The sequence below is a fragment of the Flavobacterium buctense genome (assembly GCF_014486695.1).
In the GTDB taxonomy this organism is placed as follows: Bacteria; Bacteroidota; Bacteroidia; order Flavobacteriales; family Flavobacteriaceae; genus Flavobacterium; species Flavobacterium buctense.
In genome coordinates this window covers 241,377-260,823 of record NZ_JACTAB010000004.1, presented here as the reverse complement: position 1 = coordinate 260,823, position 19,447 = coordinate 241,377, and the positions used below count along the sequence as shown (strand labels likewise).

Genomic DNA, 19,447 nt, shown 5'->3' with positions numbered 1-19,447 from the left:
AAAAAATCCACCTTTATGGTGGATTTTTTATTTGTACTCTTTTTTAATACGGTCAATATCACGTTTGGTGTCTTGCTCTTTTAGACTTTCGCGTTTGTCATAAGTTTTCTTTCCTCTGCAAAGCCCAATATCTAGTTTGGCCATCCCTTTTTCATTGGTAAACAACTTCAGAGGAATGATGGTCAACCCTTTGGTATCTAAGGCTCTTTCGAGCTTTTTTAGTTCTCTTTTATTTAACAACAATTTACGCTCGCTTTTGGCTTTGTGGTTGAACTGATTGCCGTATAAGTATTCGTCAATTTGGGTGTTGATGGCAAATAATTCGTGGTGGTGAAACTCACAAAATCCTTCAGTAATATTGGCTTTTCCTAACCGAATAGATTTGATTTCAGTTCCGGTTAAAACAATACCCGCCGTGTAAGTTTCAATTATCTCATAATCGAACCTGGCGCGTTTGTTAAGTATGTTTATCGTTTTCAACATTGGATGGCAAATGTACTAAACTAATGCTTAATTAGTAACTGAAATTAGGACGAAATTATCAATAAAAAAAATGTTTAAACTATGATTTATATCAGTTTTTCGGCAAAATCTTCCCACTAATTTTGGGGTATAATTTTAAACTAACAATCAAAATGAAAAAATTATTATTAGTAGCAGGATTAGCATTTTTCGGTTTAACTGCTCAAGCACAAGAAGAAAGTAAAGGATTAGAAGGCGCATGGTGGGCTACCTCACAGTTTGGTTACCAACAAACAAAGGAAGGGGATACCAAAGCAACAAATTTAACCGTTTTACCATTGGTAGGATACTTTGTTACTCCATCAGTAACTGTTGGTGCGGGTGTTGGTATGGCAAACATCAAGTCAGAAACGGGATCAGTAACCAATGCAAACACTAGTTTAATTGTTGTAGAACCATTGGTGAGAAAATATTGGAATATCGCCGGTAATTTTTACTTCTTTGGTCAGTTAGCAACGCCAATTATTACTGGAAAAGAAAAAGAGGCTGATACTAAAATTTCTCAATATGGAGTAGCGATGTCGGGTGGTTTTGACTTTTTTGTTACTAAAAACTTCTCAGTTGAGTTTTCATATAACTTGGCTAGTTTTTCTTCAACAACTATCAAACCTGATGATGGAGACAAAACAACCATCAATAATTTTTCTGTAGCTCATGTGGCTTCCGTTGACCCGGTTTATATTAGTGCTTTGGGAGGCAGTCTGCCAAGTTTAACTACACCTTTATCATTCGGATTTAAGTTTGTATTTTAATTTACAAGTTAACAGATATCGTTTGCCCTAAATTTGTTGGGTTTGAAAACCGCCAATTATTTAAGATTGGTGGTTTTTTTATTACTTTTAACCCATGGAAAAACAACCCTCAAAAGATCCGCTTCACGGTGTTACACTGCAAAAGATTGTTGAGCAATTAGTAGACTACTATGGTTTTGATACTTTAGGCGAATTGATTAAAATCAGATGCTTTAACAGTAATCCAAGTGTGAAATCAAGTCTGACTTTTTTGCGTAAAACCGATTGGGCCAGAAAACAAGTGGAAGAGTTGTATGTCAAAACACTTCCTAAATTAGATGTGAAGTAATTACTTTTTGAAATTTCTGCTTAATAAAGAATAGATAACCGTATCCCAAAATTTCCCTTCCCATAATTCATTTTCCAAAATATGGGCTTCTTTTACAAAGCCATTTTTTTGCAAAACCCTTTCGGATGCTGTATTATCGGGATCAATTACTGCTTCAATAGAATGCAGATGCATTTGAACAAAACCATATTCAACGACGGCTTTTATCGCTTCAGTGATATAACCTTTGCCATTGTATTCGGGTAACGACATATAACCAATTTCAGCGCGATGATTTTCGGGTTGGATTCTGTAATGGCCAATAATGCCAATTATTTTATCATTTCCTTTGATGGTGATTCCCCAATTGATTCCAATATTATTTACGATTTTATCTTCAATCATGGCGATATGTTCCAAAGCATCTTCTTTCGTTTTGGCCAAAGGTCTCGGAATGTATTTCATGATTTCAGGATTGCCACGAAGGGCTAAGACTTCATCAACATCGTTTTCATTGATGCGGCGTAAGAGCAATCGCTCGGTTTCAAGGTTTTGAAAGGGATGGAAATTAATGGTAAGCATAAATTCGTTTTGGTAAATTTATACAATTTCTATACTAAAATTATAGTTTGCATAAGAATTACTTTTCACCAATTGAATGCCTTCTTTTTCCTGGATATTTCCATTAGCCATTGTAGTATCGGCGTAGCCTAGCCAAGGTTCCAAACAGATGAATGGCGCATTTGTTTTTGTCCAAATGCCAAAATTCGGAAAGTCATTGAACCTCAAGTTAACTATAGGTTTATGGTTTTCAAGGATTTTAATTTGTTTTGAGTTCAGGTTTTTAAACACCAAAGCGTCATGCTCAAATAAAGAATAGGTTAGTGGTAATTCATTTTTTTTCAATCCTATTTCTTGAGTTTTATCTGAAAGTAAGTCATTTTCAAGTTGGTAACTGATTAGCTTTTCTCCTGATTCAAACTGCAAACTATAATTTTCAAATTTGTTTTTTAAAGTAAATGCCGGATGTCCTCCAATGCAAAAAGGGATCGTTTCGGCAGACTTATTGATTACTTTATAAGCCACAATTAATTCCGATTTTTTTAAAGTATAAATAAGTTGCAATTCAAATTTGAATGGGTAAATGGCAAGAGTAGCTTCATTATCTTGTAAAGAAAAAACTACTTTATTTGGTTCTTCTGCTAGTAATTTAAAATTAAAATCTCTGGCGAATCCGTGACGTGGTAATGAATATATTTTGTCTTTATATTGATAGGAATTGTTTTTTAAAGTTCCGACAATAGGAAATAAGATAGGCGAGTGCTTGCCCCAAAAATCAGGGTTTCCTTCCCAAATGTATTCTCTTTTTGTTGTTACATTTTGTAATGAAATAAGTTCGGCTCCTTTGTGATTGATAGTTGCTGATAGTATTGAATTTGAGATAGTTGTAGTCAAAATTAATTAGCTGTTTTTGGGTAAATGTTTGGTTCACAAATATATTTTATTAATTTTATTCTGCCCATTAATCTATTTAGAAACTTAATTTATGAATTATGAAACCCAACTTTGAATCAATTGAAAAGGAGACTATACAGCTTCTTTCTTTTCCAAAATCAGACGTATTAGAAACGCAAGAAGAAATGCAGCAAAGACATTCAGATTTGTACAGAGCTTTGGCTTTAGGCAATTTGGAGCACTCTAAAATCAGAATTTATTTTGAAGACAATCAATCAAAAAAAGTTGTTGAAACTACTGTTTGGGCTTTAACAGACCAAAGAGTTATTTTGAAACAAGGACACTCTATTCCTATTAACCGGATTTATAAATCGGCATAGTCCTTTTTTTATAGCATAAATTAAAACCACTCTTCGGAGTGGTTTTTTAGTTTTGTATCCGTCGAAAAAAACATCGATGAAATACATTTAAGTAAGAAAATATCTTATAATAAATAAATAAAAGTGTATTTCATCGATTTTATTTGTGTTTTAATCGATGTTTGCCCTAATATTGTCTAACCAAATCAAACAATACGTTCTTAAAATTAAAATTTATAAAGTGTTTGCCCCACATCTACTTTATTAAAAACTGTCAATATTAATCGAAATAAAGTGTTTGCCCCACATCTACTTTATTAAAAACTTAACCTACTACTATGAAAGCAAAAATGTTTAGAGCATTGTTGCCGTTAGCAATCGTGTTCACTATGGTATCTTGTTCTTCGGACTCTGAAGAAACTACAGTTGATAAGCAAGTTGTAACTGTCTATAATTACAACGAAACCGAATTAAAATTAGTTACGCTAATCAATGACTACCGTGAAAGTCAAGGACTAAACACTCTACAAGTAATCAATCACATCTCTTACAAATCGGAAGAGCACAATTATTATATGATTGATAACAATGTCTTTAATCACGATTACTTCCAACAACGTTCTGATAATTTGATCAGAGTATTAGGAGCAGAAAGGGTAGGCGAGAATATCGCTTACAATTATCAAACTGCAGAAAGCGCCTTTGCGGCTTGGTTAAACAGTCCGGCGCACAAAGCTAACATAGAAGGTGACTACACGCACTTTGGAATTTCAGTTACAACAAATCCGGAAACGGGAAGAAAATATTACACTAATATGTTAATAAAAAAATAGTTTGATTATTGTTTTGTTTGATTTTGACAGATCGAAAAACCCGCCTCTAAAGCGGGTTTTTTTGTGTAATAAGATTTATGGCAATTGTTATTTTAAACTTCCAACCATATCTTCGGGCTTAACCCAAGCATCAAAGTCTTCCGGTGAAACATAGCCTAATCTTACGGCTTCTTCTTTTAAAGTAGTACCATTTTTATGAGCAGTTTGAGCAATCTCTGCAGCTTTGTAATACCCTATTTTAGTATTTAAAGCGGTAACCAACATTAATGAATTGTCTACCAATTCTTTGATGCGTTTGTGGTTGGGTTCAATTCCTTGTGCACAATGTTCATCAAAAGAAACACAAGCATCGCCAATCAAACGTGCCGATTGTAAAAAGTTGGCTGCCATTACCGGTTTGAAAACATTCAATTCATAATGCCCTTGCATGCCTCCAACAGAGATAGCAACGTCGTTACCCATTACTTGAGCACAAACCATAGTCAACGCTTCGCACTGTGTTGGATTTACTTTTCCGGGCATGATAGATGATCCGGGTTCGTTTTCTGGAATTAAAATTTCACCGATTCCGGAGCGTGGACCTGAAGCCAACATTCGGATGTCATTAGCAATTTTATTTAAAGAAACAGCCAACTGCTTTAAAGCACCATGGGCTTCAACAATAGCATCGTGAGAAGCTAAAGCCTCAAATTTATTCGGAGCAGTTACAAAGGGATGTCCGGTGAATTGAGCAATATATTCTGCTACTTTTACATCATATCCGGCTGGTGTATTTAAACCGGTTCCTACGGCTGTTCCGCCTAAAGCTACTTCAGACAAATGCGATAGAGTATTTTTTAAGGCTTTTAAACCATAGTTCAATTGGGCAACATAACCGGAAAGTTCTTGTCCTAAGGTTAAAGGCGTGGCATCCATCAAGTGGGTTCTTCCAATTTTAACCACATTCATATATTCTTTTGATTTTGCGGCTAACGTATCACGTAGTTTCTCAACTCCTGGAATGGTTACTTCAACTGCTGCTTTGTAACAGGCAATGTGCATTCCTGTTGGAAATGTATCGTTAGACGATTGGGATTTATTAACATCATCATTGGCTTTTACCAATTGCTCGCCTTCACCGATTTTGAATCCGGCTAAGACTTGCGCTCGATTAGCAATCACTTCGTTTACGTTCATATTGCTTTGTGTTCCTGAACCGGTTTGCCAAATTACCAATGGAAATTCGTCGGTTAATTTTCCGGCTAAAATTTCGTCACATACAACTGCAATGGCATCACGTTTTTCGGTTGAAAGGACGCCCAAGTCACAATTGGCAAAAGCAGCCGCTTTTTTCAAATATGCAAATCCTTCGATAATTTCTTTGGGCATCGAAGCCGACGGACCAATTTTAAAGTTATTTCTTGAGCGTTCGGTTTGTGCGCCCCAATATTTATCGGCAGGTACTTTAACTTCGCCCATCGTGTCTTTTTCGATTCTGTATTCCATTGTGTTTGTTGTTTATTGTTTATGTGTATCGCTTATGCATTATTTTAGCCCCGATAGTAGTGGAAATCCTTTTTATTGCTTTGAAGAAAAGCCCTTTGACTGCGCTCAGGGTGACAAAGCGGTAAAAAGATTGTAACGAATAGCGGGAAATAGCTCCTTAAAAAAGCATTGCAAAATTAGTGATAAAAACTATTTAATAAAAATTGATTTTGTTTTTTGGTTAGCATAAATATTACACTTACATTTGCGTATAATTCAAAAAAATTCCGGAAAACATGTTTGAATTTCAACAGTATTTAGGGTTCTTAGCTTTCTTAACCATTTTAACGATTGGTTTTTGGTTGATGATATTTTTAATCACTTTCATTGTTCCGTATTGGATTTTTGGTGGTGTAAGAGAATTATTAGCGGAAAGAAAAGCGCAAAAAGAAGCCGAGCAAACAGCCTAGTTTTAAACTAGATGTTCATAAAAAAGCCCCGAATTTCGGGGCTTTTTTAATTTATGTTCCAGGAAAATCTCCGCCTTCTTCTTGTTGACCACCGCGTGGTTTTCTTTCTTTTTCATTTTTCTGTACATTGAAACGGTAAGTAAAAGAGAAGTTAATTTGTCTAACTCTCCATTGCATTTCACTATAAGAATCTACATCACCGGGAAGAAAAGTCTCTGAAATTCTTTTTCTGGAGTTGAAAACATCGCTTACGTTTAGGGAAACAGTTCCCTTATCTTTCAGAATGTCTTTACTAAAACCAAGATTCATACTAAAAACACCCAAACTCTTACCTTGGGCTTGTTTTTGAGCACCGTTATAAGTAGCGTTTGTTTGCCAATCAATTTTATAAGGCAAAGTAATTTTTGAAGTTAATCTGGTAAACCATGATGTGGCACTAAAGTCAAAATCTTGAATCACCAAATTATCATTTATATCGGTATACGAGAATTCACCATCTGTTTCATTATAGAAAAAGTTGAAATTACTATTTAATTTCCACCATTTATAGGGTGAATAATTTAAGGTAAACTCAAAACCAACTCTATATTGTGTTGCTAAATTGATTGGTGAAGTAATAATTACCGGAATATCGTTTTGCAATTCACCGTTAGGTCTTCTAACAAATTGAAATGAATCTGATGTTTTGTTTCCGTAGAGTGATGTGTTTAAAGTTAATTTATTCCAACGTTTGATATAGCCTAAATCGATGGCATCAGTGAAAGCAGGATCTAAATCGGGGTTACCTATGAAAATATTAACGTTACTTGACAAGCCGTTAAACGGATTAAGGAATCTTCCTCTAGGTCTTTGAATTCTTCTACTGTAGCTGATTGAAGCACTGGTTTGTTCTCCAAATTCGTAAGTTAAGAAAGCACTAGGAAAAAAGTTATCGTATTTTTTATTGTTGAAATCAGCTGTGGCCAATTGATTAACATGAATGTTAGAGTCTTCCCAACGTGCACCAAAAAGGAAAGAAAACTTATTGACTTTAAAGCCATAACTGGTATACAATGCACTTACATATTCTTTGTATTCTAATATGTTGGTAAATTGTGGTGCCGGAATTCCGTCATTAATTACACTGAAATCGGAAATATTTTTTGAAAAATCGCCTTTGTAACCAAATTCAAATTGGCTTCCTTTTCCAATAGGATGAACATAATCTAATTGAAATAAATTTCTGCTTTGCTCTTGGTTGTTGGTGGTTTCATCTAAACCAACAATGGAAGTATTGGTTGCTGTATCAGAAATCAAAGCCAAATTTTTGTCTGAATTCGAAGAGAACGAACCATCAATCGTTAGTTTGTGCCCTTCTTTTTTGAATTTTTTTGTGAAATTAGTCGAAAATTCTACGTTATTACTTTTACTGTCTTCGTAGTTAATACGGTTTCTGGTGTAATCAAAAACACGGTTGGCATCGTAATAGTTTTGCAATACATTATCAATATTGTCGCCGGTACTTCTTCTATAATTTACTATGTTAGTCCAAGTTAAAGATTCGTTTAAAAACCAATCAAATCCAAAGTTTCCATTGTAAGATTCATTAAAACGATCATTTTCACGGGTTTCAAATAAGTAATTTCTGGTTGTATTGTCATCATTTAAATACCTGGAATTGGTGATAGAATTACCGGGATTATTTCTGTTACTGTACCCTTGTGTAGAAAACAAGTTAAACTCTTTTTCTTTGTAATTCAATGTTCCGCTTAAATTATTGTTTTTCGGATCACCGATTCCGCCGATGAAGGTTCCGTTAATTCCTCTATTTTTTCCTTTTTTCAAAATAATGTTTAACAAACCTCCACCACCTTCCGCATCATATCTTGCTGACGGATTAGTGATTACTTCTACTTTTTCGATAGCATCTGCCGGAATTAAGCGCAAAGCTTCGGTGATATTGATGGCATTCGAAGGTCTGCCGTCTATTAAAATCCTAACATTTTCATTACCTCTTAAACTTACATTTCCTTCCACATCTACAGAAACAGAAGGAATATTGTCTAAAACATCGCTTACTGTTCCGCCTTTTACCATCAAATCGTTACCAACATTGTATACTTTTTTATCCAATTTAATTTCTACAGTCGTTTTTTCGGCTCTAACAACCACTTCATTTAATTGGGTAGCGTCTTCTTCTAAAGCAATAGTTCCTAAATTAGTATTTTCTGTCAATTTTTTGCCCTTTAATTCTGTAGGCTTGAATGAAATAAACTCGATGATGATGTCAAATTCACCCGCGGCGCCATCAACAGTAAAGTTTCCTTTATTATCGGTGATTCCGCCAAAAATCTGTTTTGGATTTTTAGTATTTTTTAAAGTAACGGTCGCGTATTCCAGTGGTAGTTTACTTGTTTTCTCTATTACATTACCGGTAATGGTTATTTTAGCACGTTCAGGTCTTTGTTGGGAAAATGACAATAATGAATAACAGAATAAAAGTAGGGTTGAGATAATCTTAATTTTTTTCATCTAAAATGTTTTAATTCTTGCTTTGGATTGCAAAAATACACTTTGGTTTAAGGGACAATTCCCAAATGTTTGTTAAAAATGCATCCCTAATTTTAAAGGAATTTTTCCAGTTTTTCTAAATCTCTTCCAATAATAGCTTTGTTGTCTTTAATTACGATTGGTCGTTCCATCAAAATAGGATGTAGGGTTAATGCTCTAATGACTTCGTTATCAGACATTGTTTTGTCTTTGAATTGGTCAATCCAAATCGCTTCTTTTTGGCGGACTAAGGCTATCGGTTTGATAGCTAGTTTTTGAATTACAGTTTTCAATTCTTCTTCAGAAAGTGGATTTTGAATGTAGTTTCTGATTTCAAAAGTTGCTTTATTATTCTCAAGAAAAGCCAGGCAGTTCCTTGACTTCCCACATCTTGGATTGTGAAGTATTTGTAACATCTTTTTTTTGACAAAGTAATAGATATTAATGGAAAAAAGTTAATTTAGGCGAAATAAAAAATTAAATCGCTATGTTTTTGGAAAATAGAAATAAGACACACAATTCGGTTCTTAATTATCTTTTAGGTTTTTTTATTATTGCTGTTTTTTATATGCTTGGACAAATTCCCTTGGCCATTGCGGTAGTGGTTAAAACCTTATCGTCAGGAAAATCTATGCCAACCAATGAAGAGGAAATAATGAAAATTTTTAGTCCAAACACTACTTTGTTTTTGATGTTATTGATTTTTGTCTCTACCATGATTGGGATTGTCTTGGTGGTTAAATATCTTCATAAGTTAAAAATGATTGACATTACTACTTCAAGAGATAAAGTCGATTGGCAAAGAATATTTTTTAGTTTTAGTATTTGGAGTTCTTTTACGGTTCTTTCCACTTTAGCTTTTTATTTTTCTAGTCCGGAAAGTTTTGTGCTCAACTTTAAATTGGTTCCATTTCTAATTCTTTTGCTAATTTCTTTCACTTTGTTACCCATTCAAACCAGTGCTGAAGAGTATATTTTTAGAGGCTATTTAATGCAAGGCTTGGGATTGTTAGCCAAAAACAGATGGTTTCCCTTAGTAACCACTTCCTTGATGTTCGGATTAATGCATATTTTGAATCCTGAAGTTCAAAAAATGGGTTACATTATCATGGTATATTATATAGGTACCGGTTTTTTTCTGGGGATCATCACTTTAATGGATGATGGAATGGAATTGGCCCTTGGGTTTCATGCCGCCAATAATATAACGGCTGCTTTACTAGTCTCATCGGATTGGTCTGCACTCAAAACGGAATCTATTTTTAAAGACATCTCAACGCCATCGGTTGGATTTGAAGTTTTGGCACCGGTCATTATTATTTTTCCAATACTATTAATTATCTTTAGTAAAAAATACAAATGGACCAATTGGAAAGAAAAACTAACCGGTAAAATTGTATTACATAAACCAGAAATTACTCAAAATAGTGAAAGTCATGAATAGCCCAACCTACGAAAATGTACACAATCAGTTTAAACTAAATGGATTTCATCTCGACCGAGAAGACTTGTGTCGTGTGGCTTATAGTTTTATCAAAGAAGGAGAAGATTTTGAAAAGCCTGTAGGCGATTTTCTTTTAGACTGGTTTGATGGTAAAGATCATATTGAGATGCAAACGTCGGGCACAACCGGTACTCCGAAAACAATCTCGGTCAGCAAGCAAGCTATGGTTAATTCTGCGCTGGCTACCGGGGATTTTTTTGATTTACAACCGGGAAACAGAGCGCTACATTGTTTGCCTGTAAAATATGTAGCCGGAAAAATGATGTTGGTGCGCGCCATGATATTGGGTTTAGATATGGAATTTGTGGCACCTAGTTCACATCCTTTGCGCAATAATGAAATTGAGTATGATTTTGTGGCGATGGTGCCATTACAAGCCCAAAATTCAATACCCGAACTAAAGAAAGTAAAAAAAATGATTGTAGGTGGTGCAGCGCTTAATAAAGTACTTGAAAAACAATTGTTGAAATTGCCGACTCAAATATTTGAAACGTACGGTATGACTGAGACAATTACTCATATTGCAGCCAGAAAATTAGGTGAAAAAGCTTTTAGTGTCTTACCGGGCGTTACGATTTCATTTGACGACAGGAATTGTTTGGTAATTCATGCACCACGTATTTCCGATGATGTTATTGTGACCAATGATATAGTAGAATTGATTAATGAAAACCAGTTTGTTTTCTTGGGCCGAATGGATAATGTAATCAACAGTGGAGGCATTAAGTTGATTCCGGAACAAATTGAGGATAAATTGGCACACAAAATTCATCAACGGTTTTTTATTACAGCTAAACCGGATTCAGAATTAGGTGAAAAAGTTGTGCTGGTTGTTGAAGGTGAAAAACAGGATTTAGGAGATGATTTATACGATGAATTGGATAAATATGAAAAACCTAAAGAACTGATTTTTATTGCGAAGTTTAAAGAAACCGAAAACGGAAAAGTCTTGCGAAAAGAGTCTTTACAATAAATAAAAAACGCACTAAAAATTACCTTAGTGCGTTTTTTATTTTGATAATTACAATATCATTTTTGCATTTTGAAATAGTAATCTGCCGAATGTTTTCCGCTTCCATAGATGGTGTAAAAAACACTTACGGCTAATACAACTGTTGCAACAAGTAGGTTTACTGCGTTCATTTCTCCAATAAAATTGATTAGCACGGCGCCTAATAAAATAGGCAATTGCGCAATTAAAGCCCATCGAGTCAACAGTCCGAAAACAATCATAATTCCGCCCATGATATGAGCCGAAGCTATGTAATGAAATGTCAACATTCCGCCCAGAAAATTACTCACCGGAGCAATCAAATCTTCAAAATCTCTACTGTTACTGATAAAATAGGCGCCTTTGTAAATTAAAAAAATACCAAGAAGTATTCTGAAGGCGTCAAACCAAATCGTTGAATGAGCATTGGCCCATTTGTTCAAACCTTTTACTGAAGTATCCATAATAAATGAGTTTAAAGTTCAGTCTAATTTACTATATATTAATGAGATACAGAATGTTTAAGGTTTTTTTTTGAATGTTTTAAGGTGCTATAATGTAAAATTTATTGTCAGATACTTGTAATTGACCGATTTTTTTCATTTTCAAATTTGTCGGTGTCCAATCGTTTTTTGGGTAAATTCTGATGGTTTTATTATCATGAATCAAATCTACCGGCATAGCAAAGTCTGTATTTACATTTGCCCAACGAGCTTGTAATTTACCTCTTACTGTCTTTAATTCCAATTTCGGAATGGTGGTTTTATATAAGTATTGATTAAAAATTGGGGTTAAATTCAGGCTGCTTTCTTTGTTAAAGAACGCAATCACGGTTTCGGTATCAATAATTTTATGTTTGAAAGTATTGGAATAATCTACTATCAATTTCCACCATTTTGCATCATCATTGATGACATGTCTTAAAGTATTCAAAAGTAAAGCTCCTTTCGGATACATGTCGCCTGAACCTTCTTGATTTACTCCATAAATCCCAATGATAGGCTTGTCATTGTTAACATTAGCTCGCAATCCGTTGGCGTATTTCATCGCTTTTTCGTAGCCTAATGTACATTCGACATAAACTATTTCTGTATATTGGGTAAAACCTTCATGAATCCACATATCGGCAATATCAGCTGAAGTGATGCTGTTGCCAAACCATTCGTGACCACTTTCATGAATCGTAATATAGTCGAAAGTTAAGCCAATTCCTGTACCTGACAAATCCATTCCCAGATAACCTTTAAGATATTTATTACCATAAGCAACAGCACTTTGGTGTTCCATACCTAAATAAGAAGTTTCGACTAATTTATAACCGTCTTCTTTAAACGGATACTCGCCGAATTTACTTTGAAAACAATCCATCATTGGTTTCACTTCTTCAAAATGCTTTTTGGCTTTGACTTCGTTTTCACGCAAAACGTAATAATCTAAATCCAATCCGTTATGGTTGTCATGCAGATGCACATAATCCGCGATATTGACAGTAATATCATAAGTGTTAATCGGACTTTTTACTTCCCAATCCCAACGAGTGTAGCCATTTTTTAAATCTTCAGAGCCTAAGAATCTGCCATTAGAAACATTCATCAAACCATTGGGAACAGCTACATTGATACTGGCACCTCTATCCGGTTCATCGGTTTGAGAATCTTTTACCGGATACCATAAACTAGCGCCGGTTCCTTGCACTGCTACACCAATCCAGTCTTTCCCGTTGCTGTCTTTTGAAAAAACAAATCCACCATCCCAAGGCGCTCTGCGGGCAATTATTGGTTTACCTGAATAATAAAATCGAATCGATTGTTCCGGTAGGTCTGTAGACAATACAGAAGGAAAATCGATAAAAACGGCATTGAAATCTCGAGTGTATTTCAGTCTGTTTTGCTTATAAACAATACTGTCAATACGCATATTTTCAAATAAATCGACTTGGATTTTTGAAGTGTTTTCAACGACTTTGAAAGTGATCGTATTATAGCCTATAATTGATTTTTCTTTCGGATCAATTTTGATATTTAAATCATAACGCATTACATCATAACTGGTTCGTTCCGGACGTAATCCGCCTTGCAAAGAGTCTTTTCGAGTGAAATTTTGCGCTATGCTTGTTTGATAACTTACCAGCAAAAATGTATAAAAAAAGAAATTTTTCATAATGGAAGTGTTTCATAATGAGTACTAAAACTCAATTTTTGTTACGAATCTAAAACTTTGCTCCAACCGTAATGGTCAAGCTATCTTTTGAAATGGGATGATTAAAAGTAATGCTTTCTGCATGCAAATGCAAGCGATTGGCTTTGGTTCCGTATAAATCATCGCCAACAATTGGTGTATTGAGACCTAAATTATGCGCGGCATGTACTCGAAGTTGATGCGTTCTGCCGGTAATCGGGTAGAAGTAGACCAAGGTTTGATGCGCTCTTCTTTCAATAACTTCCCAATGGGTTTGCGCCGGTTTGCCATGGTCGTAACAAACAATTTGATTCGGGCGATTGTCTAAATCTACTCGCAAAGGTAAATCGATTACGCCTTTGTCTTCTTTTAACAAACCGTCAAGCAAAGCTAGATAACGTTTTTTTACTTTTCTTTTAATGAATTGTGATTGAAGATTTTTATGTATTTCACTCGATTTGGCAATCAAAATTAAACCTGAAGTCGACATGTCTAAACGATGCACAACTAATGGTCCGCTTGCATTAGGATAAAGCTTTTTCACTCGGGCAAAAACCGAATCTGTAACTTGTTTTCCCGGAACAGACAGGAATTCAGCAGGTTTGTTTATCAAGGCCAAATATTCATCTTCAAACACCACTTCGAGTTCTTTTCCTTCAGCAGCATTTACCGCAAATGGATTGTCATCCATCGGAATGTCTTTTAGCATGTGTGCCAAAATAGGTTCGCATTTACCGGTGCATGCCGGATAAAACTGCTTGTGTTTTCTGACTTCAGATTTAGGAGATTGTCCCCACCAAAATTCCGCCATAGCAATTGGCTTTAAATTATTGTGAAAAGCATAATGCAATAATTTTGGCGCTGCACATTCTCCGGCACCAGCAGGAGGATTGCCATTAAAGATTTCGCCTAAACTTTTTAGTTCTTGGTGTTGGTTTAAAAAAGCATATTCGGCAAACAATTGTTGTTGCAAAGTAGCTGATTTTTGACGTCGTTCTTCTTTCAGTTGGTTGATTTTATGGGTATAAATAGCCAAAGAATTAATGGCAGCTTGCAGATGATGTTGCCAATATTGTGTCATTTTCTTGAGTAAAATCCCTTCTTCCTGACTTTCTTTGTTTAGTAGTTCCAAGGCTTCTTCCGGCAATGATTTTCGCTTTTCGGCACGGATTTTTTTACCAATTTTTATGGTCTCTTTTTGCGCTCTGATTTCACGTTCCGCTTGTTGTTTGGTTTGTTCCAAATGTTGAATGGCTGCTAAATATTCAGCATCATTTTCAAGCTTCTCAATTTTTTGGTTGTACTGATTTAGAATGGTTTCTTCTCTTTTAAAGAAACTGTTTTCTTCGAGCATATCAAATACCGTTGGGACAAATAAAGGATGGTGGTTACTTTCCGCCAACTTGCCTGAAAAAGCCCAGAGATAACCTAATTTAACTTCGTTATTTAGCACCACTAGTACGCCAAACATTTTTCCAATCACTAATCTATCAGAATCGTTGTCTAAACCAAAGTTGTGTTCAAAATCGGTTTGGGTTTCGAGGTAGTTTTGCAATTCATTCGCCGCCATCACACTCAATTCATGAGGCTCGTAATAAAATGGAAAAGTGAATTTCTCGGGTAAAGCAATACCTGAAATATTTTGTTTGAAAACGATAAAATGAGTCATAGATTTCATCGTTGCAAAGCTAAAAAAGGAAATGGGAATGTTTGCTAAATTCTGATTTATTCCTGCAATAAAAGCTTCAAATTTTCAATTGTGCGAATTTCAGATTTATAAAATTGAAGTGCGGTTGGCACAACCTTATCACTAGTGTCTCGAGGCGATTTTTTAATAACTCTGGCAGTTGTTCCGGTGAAATTTAAAGTATGGTCTTTGTCTAAATCGGTAAGTTCGGTGGTGAATTTTATAATTTTATTGTCAACTGTCCAGGTTCCTTTGCCTTTGGTATGGTACTCATTTGTGTTATTATTGATATAACTCGTATAAAGAAAAGTTTTATCGGGATTTAAGTGAAGCTTGTAATCAATGATTTCTCCTTTTTGGGCTTTTACATAAAAAACATAAGTTCCCGTATACTCTTCAGTTTGAACAGTAAGGCTTAAATTTATTGTTGCGAAAATGAAAAGCAGTAATTGTTTCATTGGAATTTATTTATTAATTAAACCTGTATTACTCCCAAATTAAACTTTTTCTCAATCGGAGCATGATTCGCCGCTTCAATTCCCATAGAAATCCAAGTTCGTGTTTCTAAAGGATCAATGATCGCATCAGTCCATAATCTTGCCGCTGCATAATAAGGAGAAACTTGCGCATCGTAACGCGCTTTGATTTTATCGAATAGTTCTTGTTCTACTTTTTCGTCAACGGTTTCGCCTTTCGCTTTTAAGGATGAAGCTTCAATTTGGGCCAATACTTTTGCGGCTTGCGTTCCACCCATAACGGCGAGTTCCGCACTTGGCCAAGCAAAGATTAATCTAGGATCATAGGCTTTGCCACACATCGCGTAGTTTCCGGCGCCATAAGAGTTTCCAACAATCACAGTGAATTTTGGTACAACCGAATTGGAAACCGCATTCACCATTTTCGCACCGTCTTTAATAATACCGCCGTGTTCACTTTTGGAGCCGACCATAAATCCGGTGACGTCTTGTACAAAAACTAACGGAATTTTCTTTTGGTTGCAATTGGCAATAAAACGCGTGGCTTTATCAGCCGAATCGGAATAGATCACGCCACCAAACTGGATTTCGCCTTTTTTGGTTTTAGAAACTGTTCTCTGATTGGCAACAATGCCGACAGCCCAACCGTCAATTCGGGCATAACAAGTGATGATTGATTTACCGTAATCAGGTTTGTACATGTCCATTTCGGAGTTGTCGACCAAACGTTTGATGATTTCCATCATGTCGTATTGTTCGGCTCTTGATTTGGGTAAAATGCCGTAAATTTCTTTTTCGTCTAAGGCTGGTTTTAAAGGTTTCTCACGATTAAATCCCGCTTTTTCATAGTCACCAATTTTCCCAACGATACTTTTAATTCGGTCTAAAGCGTCTTTATCGTCTTTGGCTTTGTAATCGGTCACGCCCGAGATTTCGCAGTGTGTTGTGGCTCCGCCAAGTGTTTCATTGTCTATATTTTCACCAATGGCGGCTTTTACCAAATAACTTCCGGCCAAGAAAATACTTCCGGTTTTATCCACTATCATCGCTTCATCACTCATAATTGGAAGATAAGCTCCGCCGGCAACACAACTGCCCATTACCGCCGCAATTTGGGTAATACCCATACTGCTCATAATGGCATTATTTCTGAAGATGCGTCCAAAATGTTCTTTATCGGGGAAAATTTCGTCTTGCATGGGTAAATATACTCCGGCTGAATCGACTAAATAAATAATTGGCAAACAATTTTCCATCGCGATTTCTTGAGCGCGTAAATTCTTTTTGGCCGTAATCGGAAACCAAGCACCGGCTTTTACGGTTGCGTCATTGGCCACGACTATGCATTGTTTGCCTTTGATGTAACCCATTTTAACCACAACGCCACCCGAAGGGCAACCGCCATGTTCCGCATACATTCCATCACCTACAAAAGCGCCGATTTCTATGCTGTTTTTTTTTGCATCCAATAAATAATCAATACGTTCTCGAGCAGTCATTTTGCCTTCGGAATGTAATTTTTCAATACGCTTTTCACCACCGCCAATTCTAACTTTGGCAAAACGTTGCTTTAAATCGGTGAGTAAAAGTTTGTTGTGATCTTCGTTTTTATTGAAGTTGATGTCCATATAATGGTGTTTGTTTTATTCGGAGGCTAAGCTACGAAAACGTTTTCAATAAGAGAAATAAGGGTAAAATTTGCTTCCGATTTAAATGTTAACAAATTGTAAATTTCAGTCCAAATAGTAATTGTATATTTAATATTCACTTAACATTAGAGTAATACATTTGCATCAAATTTTAACACTATGTCAATAAACAGTATTTTCCAGTTTTTAGTTCCAAAAGATAAAAAATTTTTTCCACTTTTTGAACAAGCCTCTTCCAATTTAGTTTTATTAGCGGAAACCTTGCACGAAGCCGTAAATGCTCCAAAAGCAGAGCGTGAAGATTACTTCAGAAAAATTGAAGAATTAGAAGCTACTATAGAAGAGATTACCCATAAAACTCACTTAGAGTTAAGCAGAAACTTTATTACACCGTTTGACCGTGAAGATATTCACTCTTTAATAAAAGCCATTGACAACGTAGCCGATTACATGCACGGTGCTGCGAGTAGAATGCGTTTATACCAAGTAGAAAAAATTACTAAGTCGATTCGTAAATTGACGGAAATTAATTTAGAAGCTTGTCAGTTGATCAACATTGGTATCAAAGAGTTGAAAGACATGAAAGACCACAAAGCGATTAAAGATACTTGTAAAAAAATCAACAAATTAGAAAGCAAAGCGGATTCAGTTTTTGATAAAGCAGTAGCGGATATTTTCGAAAACGAAACCGATGTTAAAAACATCATTAAATACAAAGAAGTACTTTCAGCTTTGGAGTCAGCTTCAGACAAATGTAAAAGTGTTTCCAACGTAATGGAGCAAATTTCAGTAAAACATTCATAAACAGTTATAATTAAAACCAACTTTTATGGATTTTACTTTATTATTAATTATCATCTTTCTTGCTTTAGTTTTTGACTACATCAATGGTTTTCACGATGCGGCCAACTCTATTGCAACGATTGTAGCGACTAAGGTTTTAACACCTTTTCAGGCCGTACTTTGGGCAGCGCTTTTTAACTTCTTGGCTTACTGGGTTTTCGGATTCGGTGTAGCCGATACGGTAGCCAAAACAGCTCATACCAGCAGTATTGACTTGACGGTGATTTTAGCCGGAGTTATTGCTGCGATTATTTGGAACTTAATCACTTGGTGGAAAGGAATTCCATCTTCTTCTTCTCATACTTTAATTGGTGGATTCGCCGGAGCAGCTATTGCTCACGGTTTCCGAGATGTAACCGATCCGGAACATGCCGGATTTAAAATTGTAAACTGGTTAAAAGACGCTAAAGAAGGAGAATTATTGCCTTCAGGGGTTGTCATAGTAATCTTGTTTATTGTATTTGCACCGCTATTGGGAATGATTATTTCCTATTTCATTTCACTTTGGTTAATGTATTCCTCTAAGAAAAATGTTTGGCCAAAAGTGCTGACTGTAGTTTTAATGCTTTTAGTATTGTGGTTTTTATCCTCAGTAATGGTTTCTTATGATGATATCAAGAAACCGCGATTTGAAAGCCATTTTTGGAGTGTTATCACTGAGCCGGCCAATATTAAATGGTTTTTAGTGGCTGTGATTTTTTACAGTTTGGCTATTTTCAACTTACTATTTAGTAGTTTTTCTACCGCTAAAGCTGAAAAAGTTTTAAAGAAAATGCAGTTACTGTCTTCTGCCGCTTTCAGTTTAGGACACGGTGGAAACGATTCCCAAAAAGTAATGGGTATTATTGCAGCAGCCGTGGCTGTTTACATCAAATCAAATCCGAATATCGATATGTCTTCCGGTTGGCTTGACTTAAACGTGGTATTGCCTTCTGAAAAAGACGGCGTGAAAATTGACGGTGTCATGCCGGGTTGGATTCCGTTAACTTGTTATACTGTAATTGCTTTAGGAACTTTAAGTGGTGGTTGGAAAATTGTAAAAACCATGGGTTCCAAAATCACCAAAGTAACTGCTTTTGAAGGCGTAGTAGCTGAATCGGCAGGTGCTTTAACTTTATTCTCGACAGAACATTTTAAAATTCCGGTATCGACTACGCATACTATTACAGGTTCGATTATTGGAGTAGGAGTTACCAAAAGGGTTTCTGCTGTTCGATGGGGTGTAACGGTTAAATTATTGTGGGCTTGGATTTTAACCATTCCTGTTTCAGCCGTTTTAGCGGCATCAATTTATTATTTACTCAAATTATTTATTTAATTTTTTTATACTTTTAAAAGCCGACTGTAAGGTTGGCTTTTTTTATAACTAATTCTTATTTGTTATCAAATCATTTACTAAACATTAATTAATTATTAAGTCTAAACAAC

Annotated in this window: 20 protein-coding genes; 9 read left to right on the top strand and 11 right to left on the bottom strand. The window is 35.5% G+C overall.

The window, feature by feature from the left end; all coding sequences use genetic code 11:
- Positions 1 to 27: 27 nt before the first annotated feature.
- Entirely contained in the window at positions 28 to 483 is a 456-nt protein-coding gene (gene smpB, locus ICG50_RS08590; RefSeq protein ID WP_187660499.1) for an SsrA-binding protein SmpB, read from the bottom strand.
- Positions 484 to 635: 152 nt separating this feature from the next.
- On the opposite strand from smpB, the gene ICG50_RS08585 reads away from it, so the two are divergent.
- Positions 636 to 1,274: an outer membrane protein gene (locus ICG50_RS08585; protein WP_187660498.1), complete on the top strand. Its 639-nt coding sequence runs from the start codon at positions 636 to 638 to the stop codon at positions 1,272 to 1,274.
- Between the two features lie 94 nt (positions 1,275 to 1,368).
- Positions 1,369 to 1,602: a VF530 family protein gene (locus ICG50_RS08580; protein WP_187660497.1), complete on the top strand. Its 234-nt coding sequence runs from the start codon at positions 1,369 to 1,371 to the stop codon at positions 1,600 to 1,602.
- On the opposite strand, the gene ICG50_RS08575 is transcribed toward ICG50_RS08580, so the two are convergent.
- Both ICG50_RS08575 and ICG50_RS08570 read right to left on the bottom strand, forming a co-directional pair.
- Positions 1,603 to 2,163, bottom strand: coding sequence for a GNAT family N-acetyltransferase (locus tag ICG50_RS08575; protein WP_187660496.1), 561 nt, complete (start codon positions 2,161 to 2,163; stop codon positions 1,603 to 1,605).
- An 18-nt stretch (positions 2,164 to 2,181) separates the two neighbouring features.
- A complete protein-coding gene (locus ICG50_RS08570) occupies positions 2,182 to 3,036 on the bottom strand; it encodes an aldose 1-epimerase family protein (protein ID WP_187660495.1) in 855 nt (284 codons plus the stop codon).
- A 98-nt stretch (positions 3,037 to 3,134) separates the two neighbouring features.
- Between ICG50_RS08570 and ICG50_RS08565 the strand changes: the two genes are divergently transcribed.
- On the top strand, positions 3,135 to 3,416 hold the full coding sequence (locus tag ICG50_RS08565) for a hypothetical protein (protein WP_187660494.1): 282 nt from the start codon (positions 3,135 to 3,137) through the stop codon (positions 3,414 to 3,416).
- A gap of 317 nt (positions 3,417 to 3,733) precedes the next feature.
- The gene (locus ICG50_RS08560; protein ID WP_187660364.1) at positions 3,734 to 4,228 is read left to right on the top strand and encodes a CAP domain-containing protein; all 495 of its coding nucleotides are present in this window, start codon (positions 3,734 to 3,736) and stop codon (positions 4,226 to 4,228) included.
- A gap of 87 nt (positions 4,229 to 4,315) precedes the next feature.
- Here ICG50_RS08560 and fumC read toward each other — a convergent pair whose 3' ends face one another.
- Positions 4,316 to 5,713 (bottom strand): class II fumarate hydratase, encoded by a 1,398-nt coding sequence (gene fumC / locus ICG50_RS08555; protein ID WP_187660493.1) that lies wholly within the window; start codon positions 5,711 to 5,713, stop codon positions 4,316 to 4,318.
- A 275-nt stretch (positions 5,714 to 5,988) separates the two neighbouring features.
- Here fumC and ICG50_RS08550 point away from each other — a divergent pair, with 275 nt between their 5' ends.
- On the top strand, positions 5,989 to 6,162 hold the full coding sequence (locus tag ICG50_RS08550; RefSeq protein WP_187660492.1) for a hypothetical protein: 174 nt from the start codon (positions 5,989 to 5,991) through the stop codon (positions 6,160 to 6,162).
- A 51-nt stretch (positions 6,163 to 6,213) separates the two neighbouring features.
- Here ICG50_RS08550 and ICG50_RS08545 read toward each other — a convergent pair whose 3' ends face one another.
- Together ICG50_RS08545 and ICG50_RS08540 are read right to left on the bottom strand one after the other, a co-directional pair.
- Positions 6,214 to 8,673, bottom strand: a complete 2,460-nt coding sequence (locus tag ICG50_RS08545) for a TonB-dependent receptor (RefSeq protein ID WP_187660491.1) — start codon at positions 8,671 to 8,673, stop codon at positions 6,214 to 6,216.
- Between the two features lie 92 nt (positions 8,674 to 8,765).
- Positions 8,766 to 9,107 (bottom strand): ArsC/Spx/MgsR family protein, encoded by a 342-nt coding sequence (locus ICG50_RS08540; RefSeq protein ID WP_187660490.1) that lies wholly within the window; start codon positions 9,105 to 9,107, stop codon positions 8,766 to 8,768.
- Between the two features lie 71 nt (positions 9,108 to 9,178).
- On the opposite strand from ICG50_RS08540, the gene ICG50_RS08535 reads away from it, so the two are divergent.
- Together ICG50_RS08535 and ICG50_RS08530 are read left to right on the top strand one after the other, a co-directional pair.
- Entirely contained in the window at positions 9,179 to 10,135 is a 957-nt protein-coding gene (locus tag ICG50_RS08535; RefSeq protein ID WP_187660489.1) for a CPBP family intramembrane glutamic endopeptidase, read from the top strand.
- Entirely contained in the window at positions 10,128 to 11,168 is a 1,041-nt protein-coding gene (locus ICG50_RS08530) for an AMP-binding protein (RefSeq protein WP_187660488.1), read from the top strand. Before ICG50_RS08535 ends, ICG50_RS08530 begins: the two co-directional genes overlap by 8 nt.
- A gap of 56 nt (positions 11,169 to 11,224) precedes the next feature.
- On the opposite strand, the gene ICG50_RS08525 is transcribed toward ICG50_RS08530, so the two are convergent.
- The 5 genes from ICG50_RS08525 to ICG50_RS08505 all read right to left on the bottom strand — a co-directional run bounded on the left by ICG50_RS08525 (position 11,225) and on the right by ICG50_RS08505 (position 17,155).
- Positions 11,225 to 11,650, bottom strand: coding sequence for a DoxX family protein (locus tag ICG50_RS08525; protein ID WP_187660487.1), 426 nt, complete (start codon positions 11,648 to 11,650; stop codon positions 11,225 to 11,227).
- Positions 11,651 to 11,729: 79 nt separating this feature from the next.
- On the bottom strand, positions 11,730 to 13,346 hold the full coding sequence (locus ICG50_RS08520) for a M1 family metallopeptidase (protein ID WP_187660486.1): 1,617 nt from the start codon (positions 13,344 to 13,346) through the stop codon (positions 11,730 to 11,732).
- Positions 13,347 to 13,395: 49 nt separating this feature from the next.
- Positions 13,396 to 15,042 (bottom strand): RluA family pseudouridine synthase, encoded by a 1,647-nt coding sequence (locus ICG50_RS08515; protein ID WP_187660485.1) that lies wholly within the window; start codon positions 15,040 to 15,042, stop codon positions 13,396 to 13,398.
- Between the two features lie 47 nt (positions 15,043 to 15,089).
- Positions 15,090 to 15,509, bottom strand: a complete 420-nt coding sequence (locus tag ICG50_RS08510) for a DUF5004 domain-containing protein (protein WP_187660484.1) — start codon at positions 15,507 to 15,509, stop codon at positions 15,090 to 15,092.
- 17 nt (positions 15,510 to 15,526) lie between these two features.
- On the bottom strand, positions 15,527 to 17,155 hold the full coding sequence (locus tag ICG50_RS08505; protein WP_187660483.1) for an acyl-CoA carboxylase subunit beta: 1,629 nt from the start codon (positions 17,153 to 17,155) through the stop codon (positions 15,527 to 15,529).
- A gap of 180 nt (positions 17,156 to 17,335) precedes the next feature.
- On the opposite strand from ICG50_RS08505, the gene ICG50_RS08500 reads away from it, so the two are divergent.
- Both ICG50_RS08500 and ICG50_RS08495 read left to right on the top strand, forming a co-directional pair.
- Positions 17,336 to 17,980 carry a DUF47 domain-containing protein gene (locus tag ICG50_RS08500; protein WP_187660482.1) on the top strand — a complete coding sequence of 215 codons (645 nt, stop codon included), beginning with the start codon at positions 17,336 to 17,338 and terminating at the stop codon, positions 17,978 to 17,980.
- Positions 17,981 to 18,005: 25 nt separating this feature from the next.
- Entirely contained in the window at positions 18,006 to 19,337 is a 1,332-nt protein-coding gene (locus ICG50_RS08495; RefSeq protein ID WP_187660481.1) for an inorganic phosphate transporter, read from the top strand.
- Positions 19,338 to 19,447: the final 110 nt, after the last annotated feature.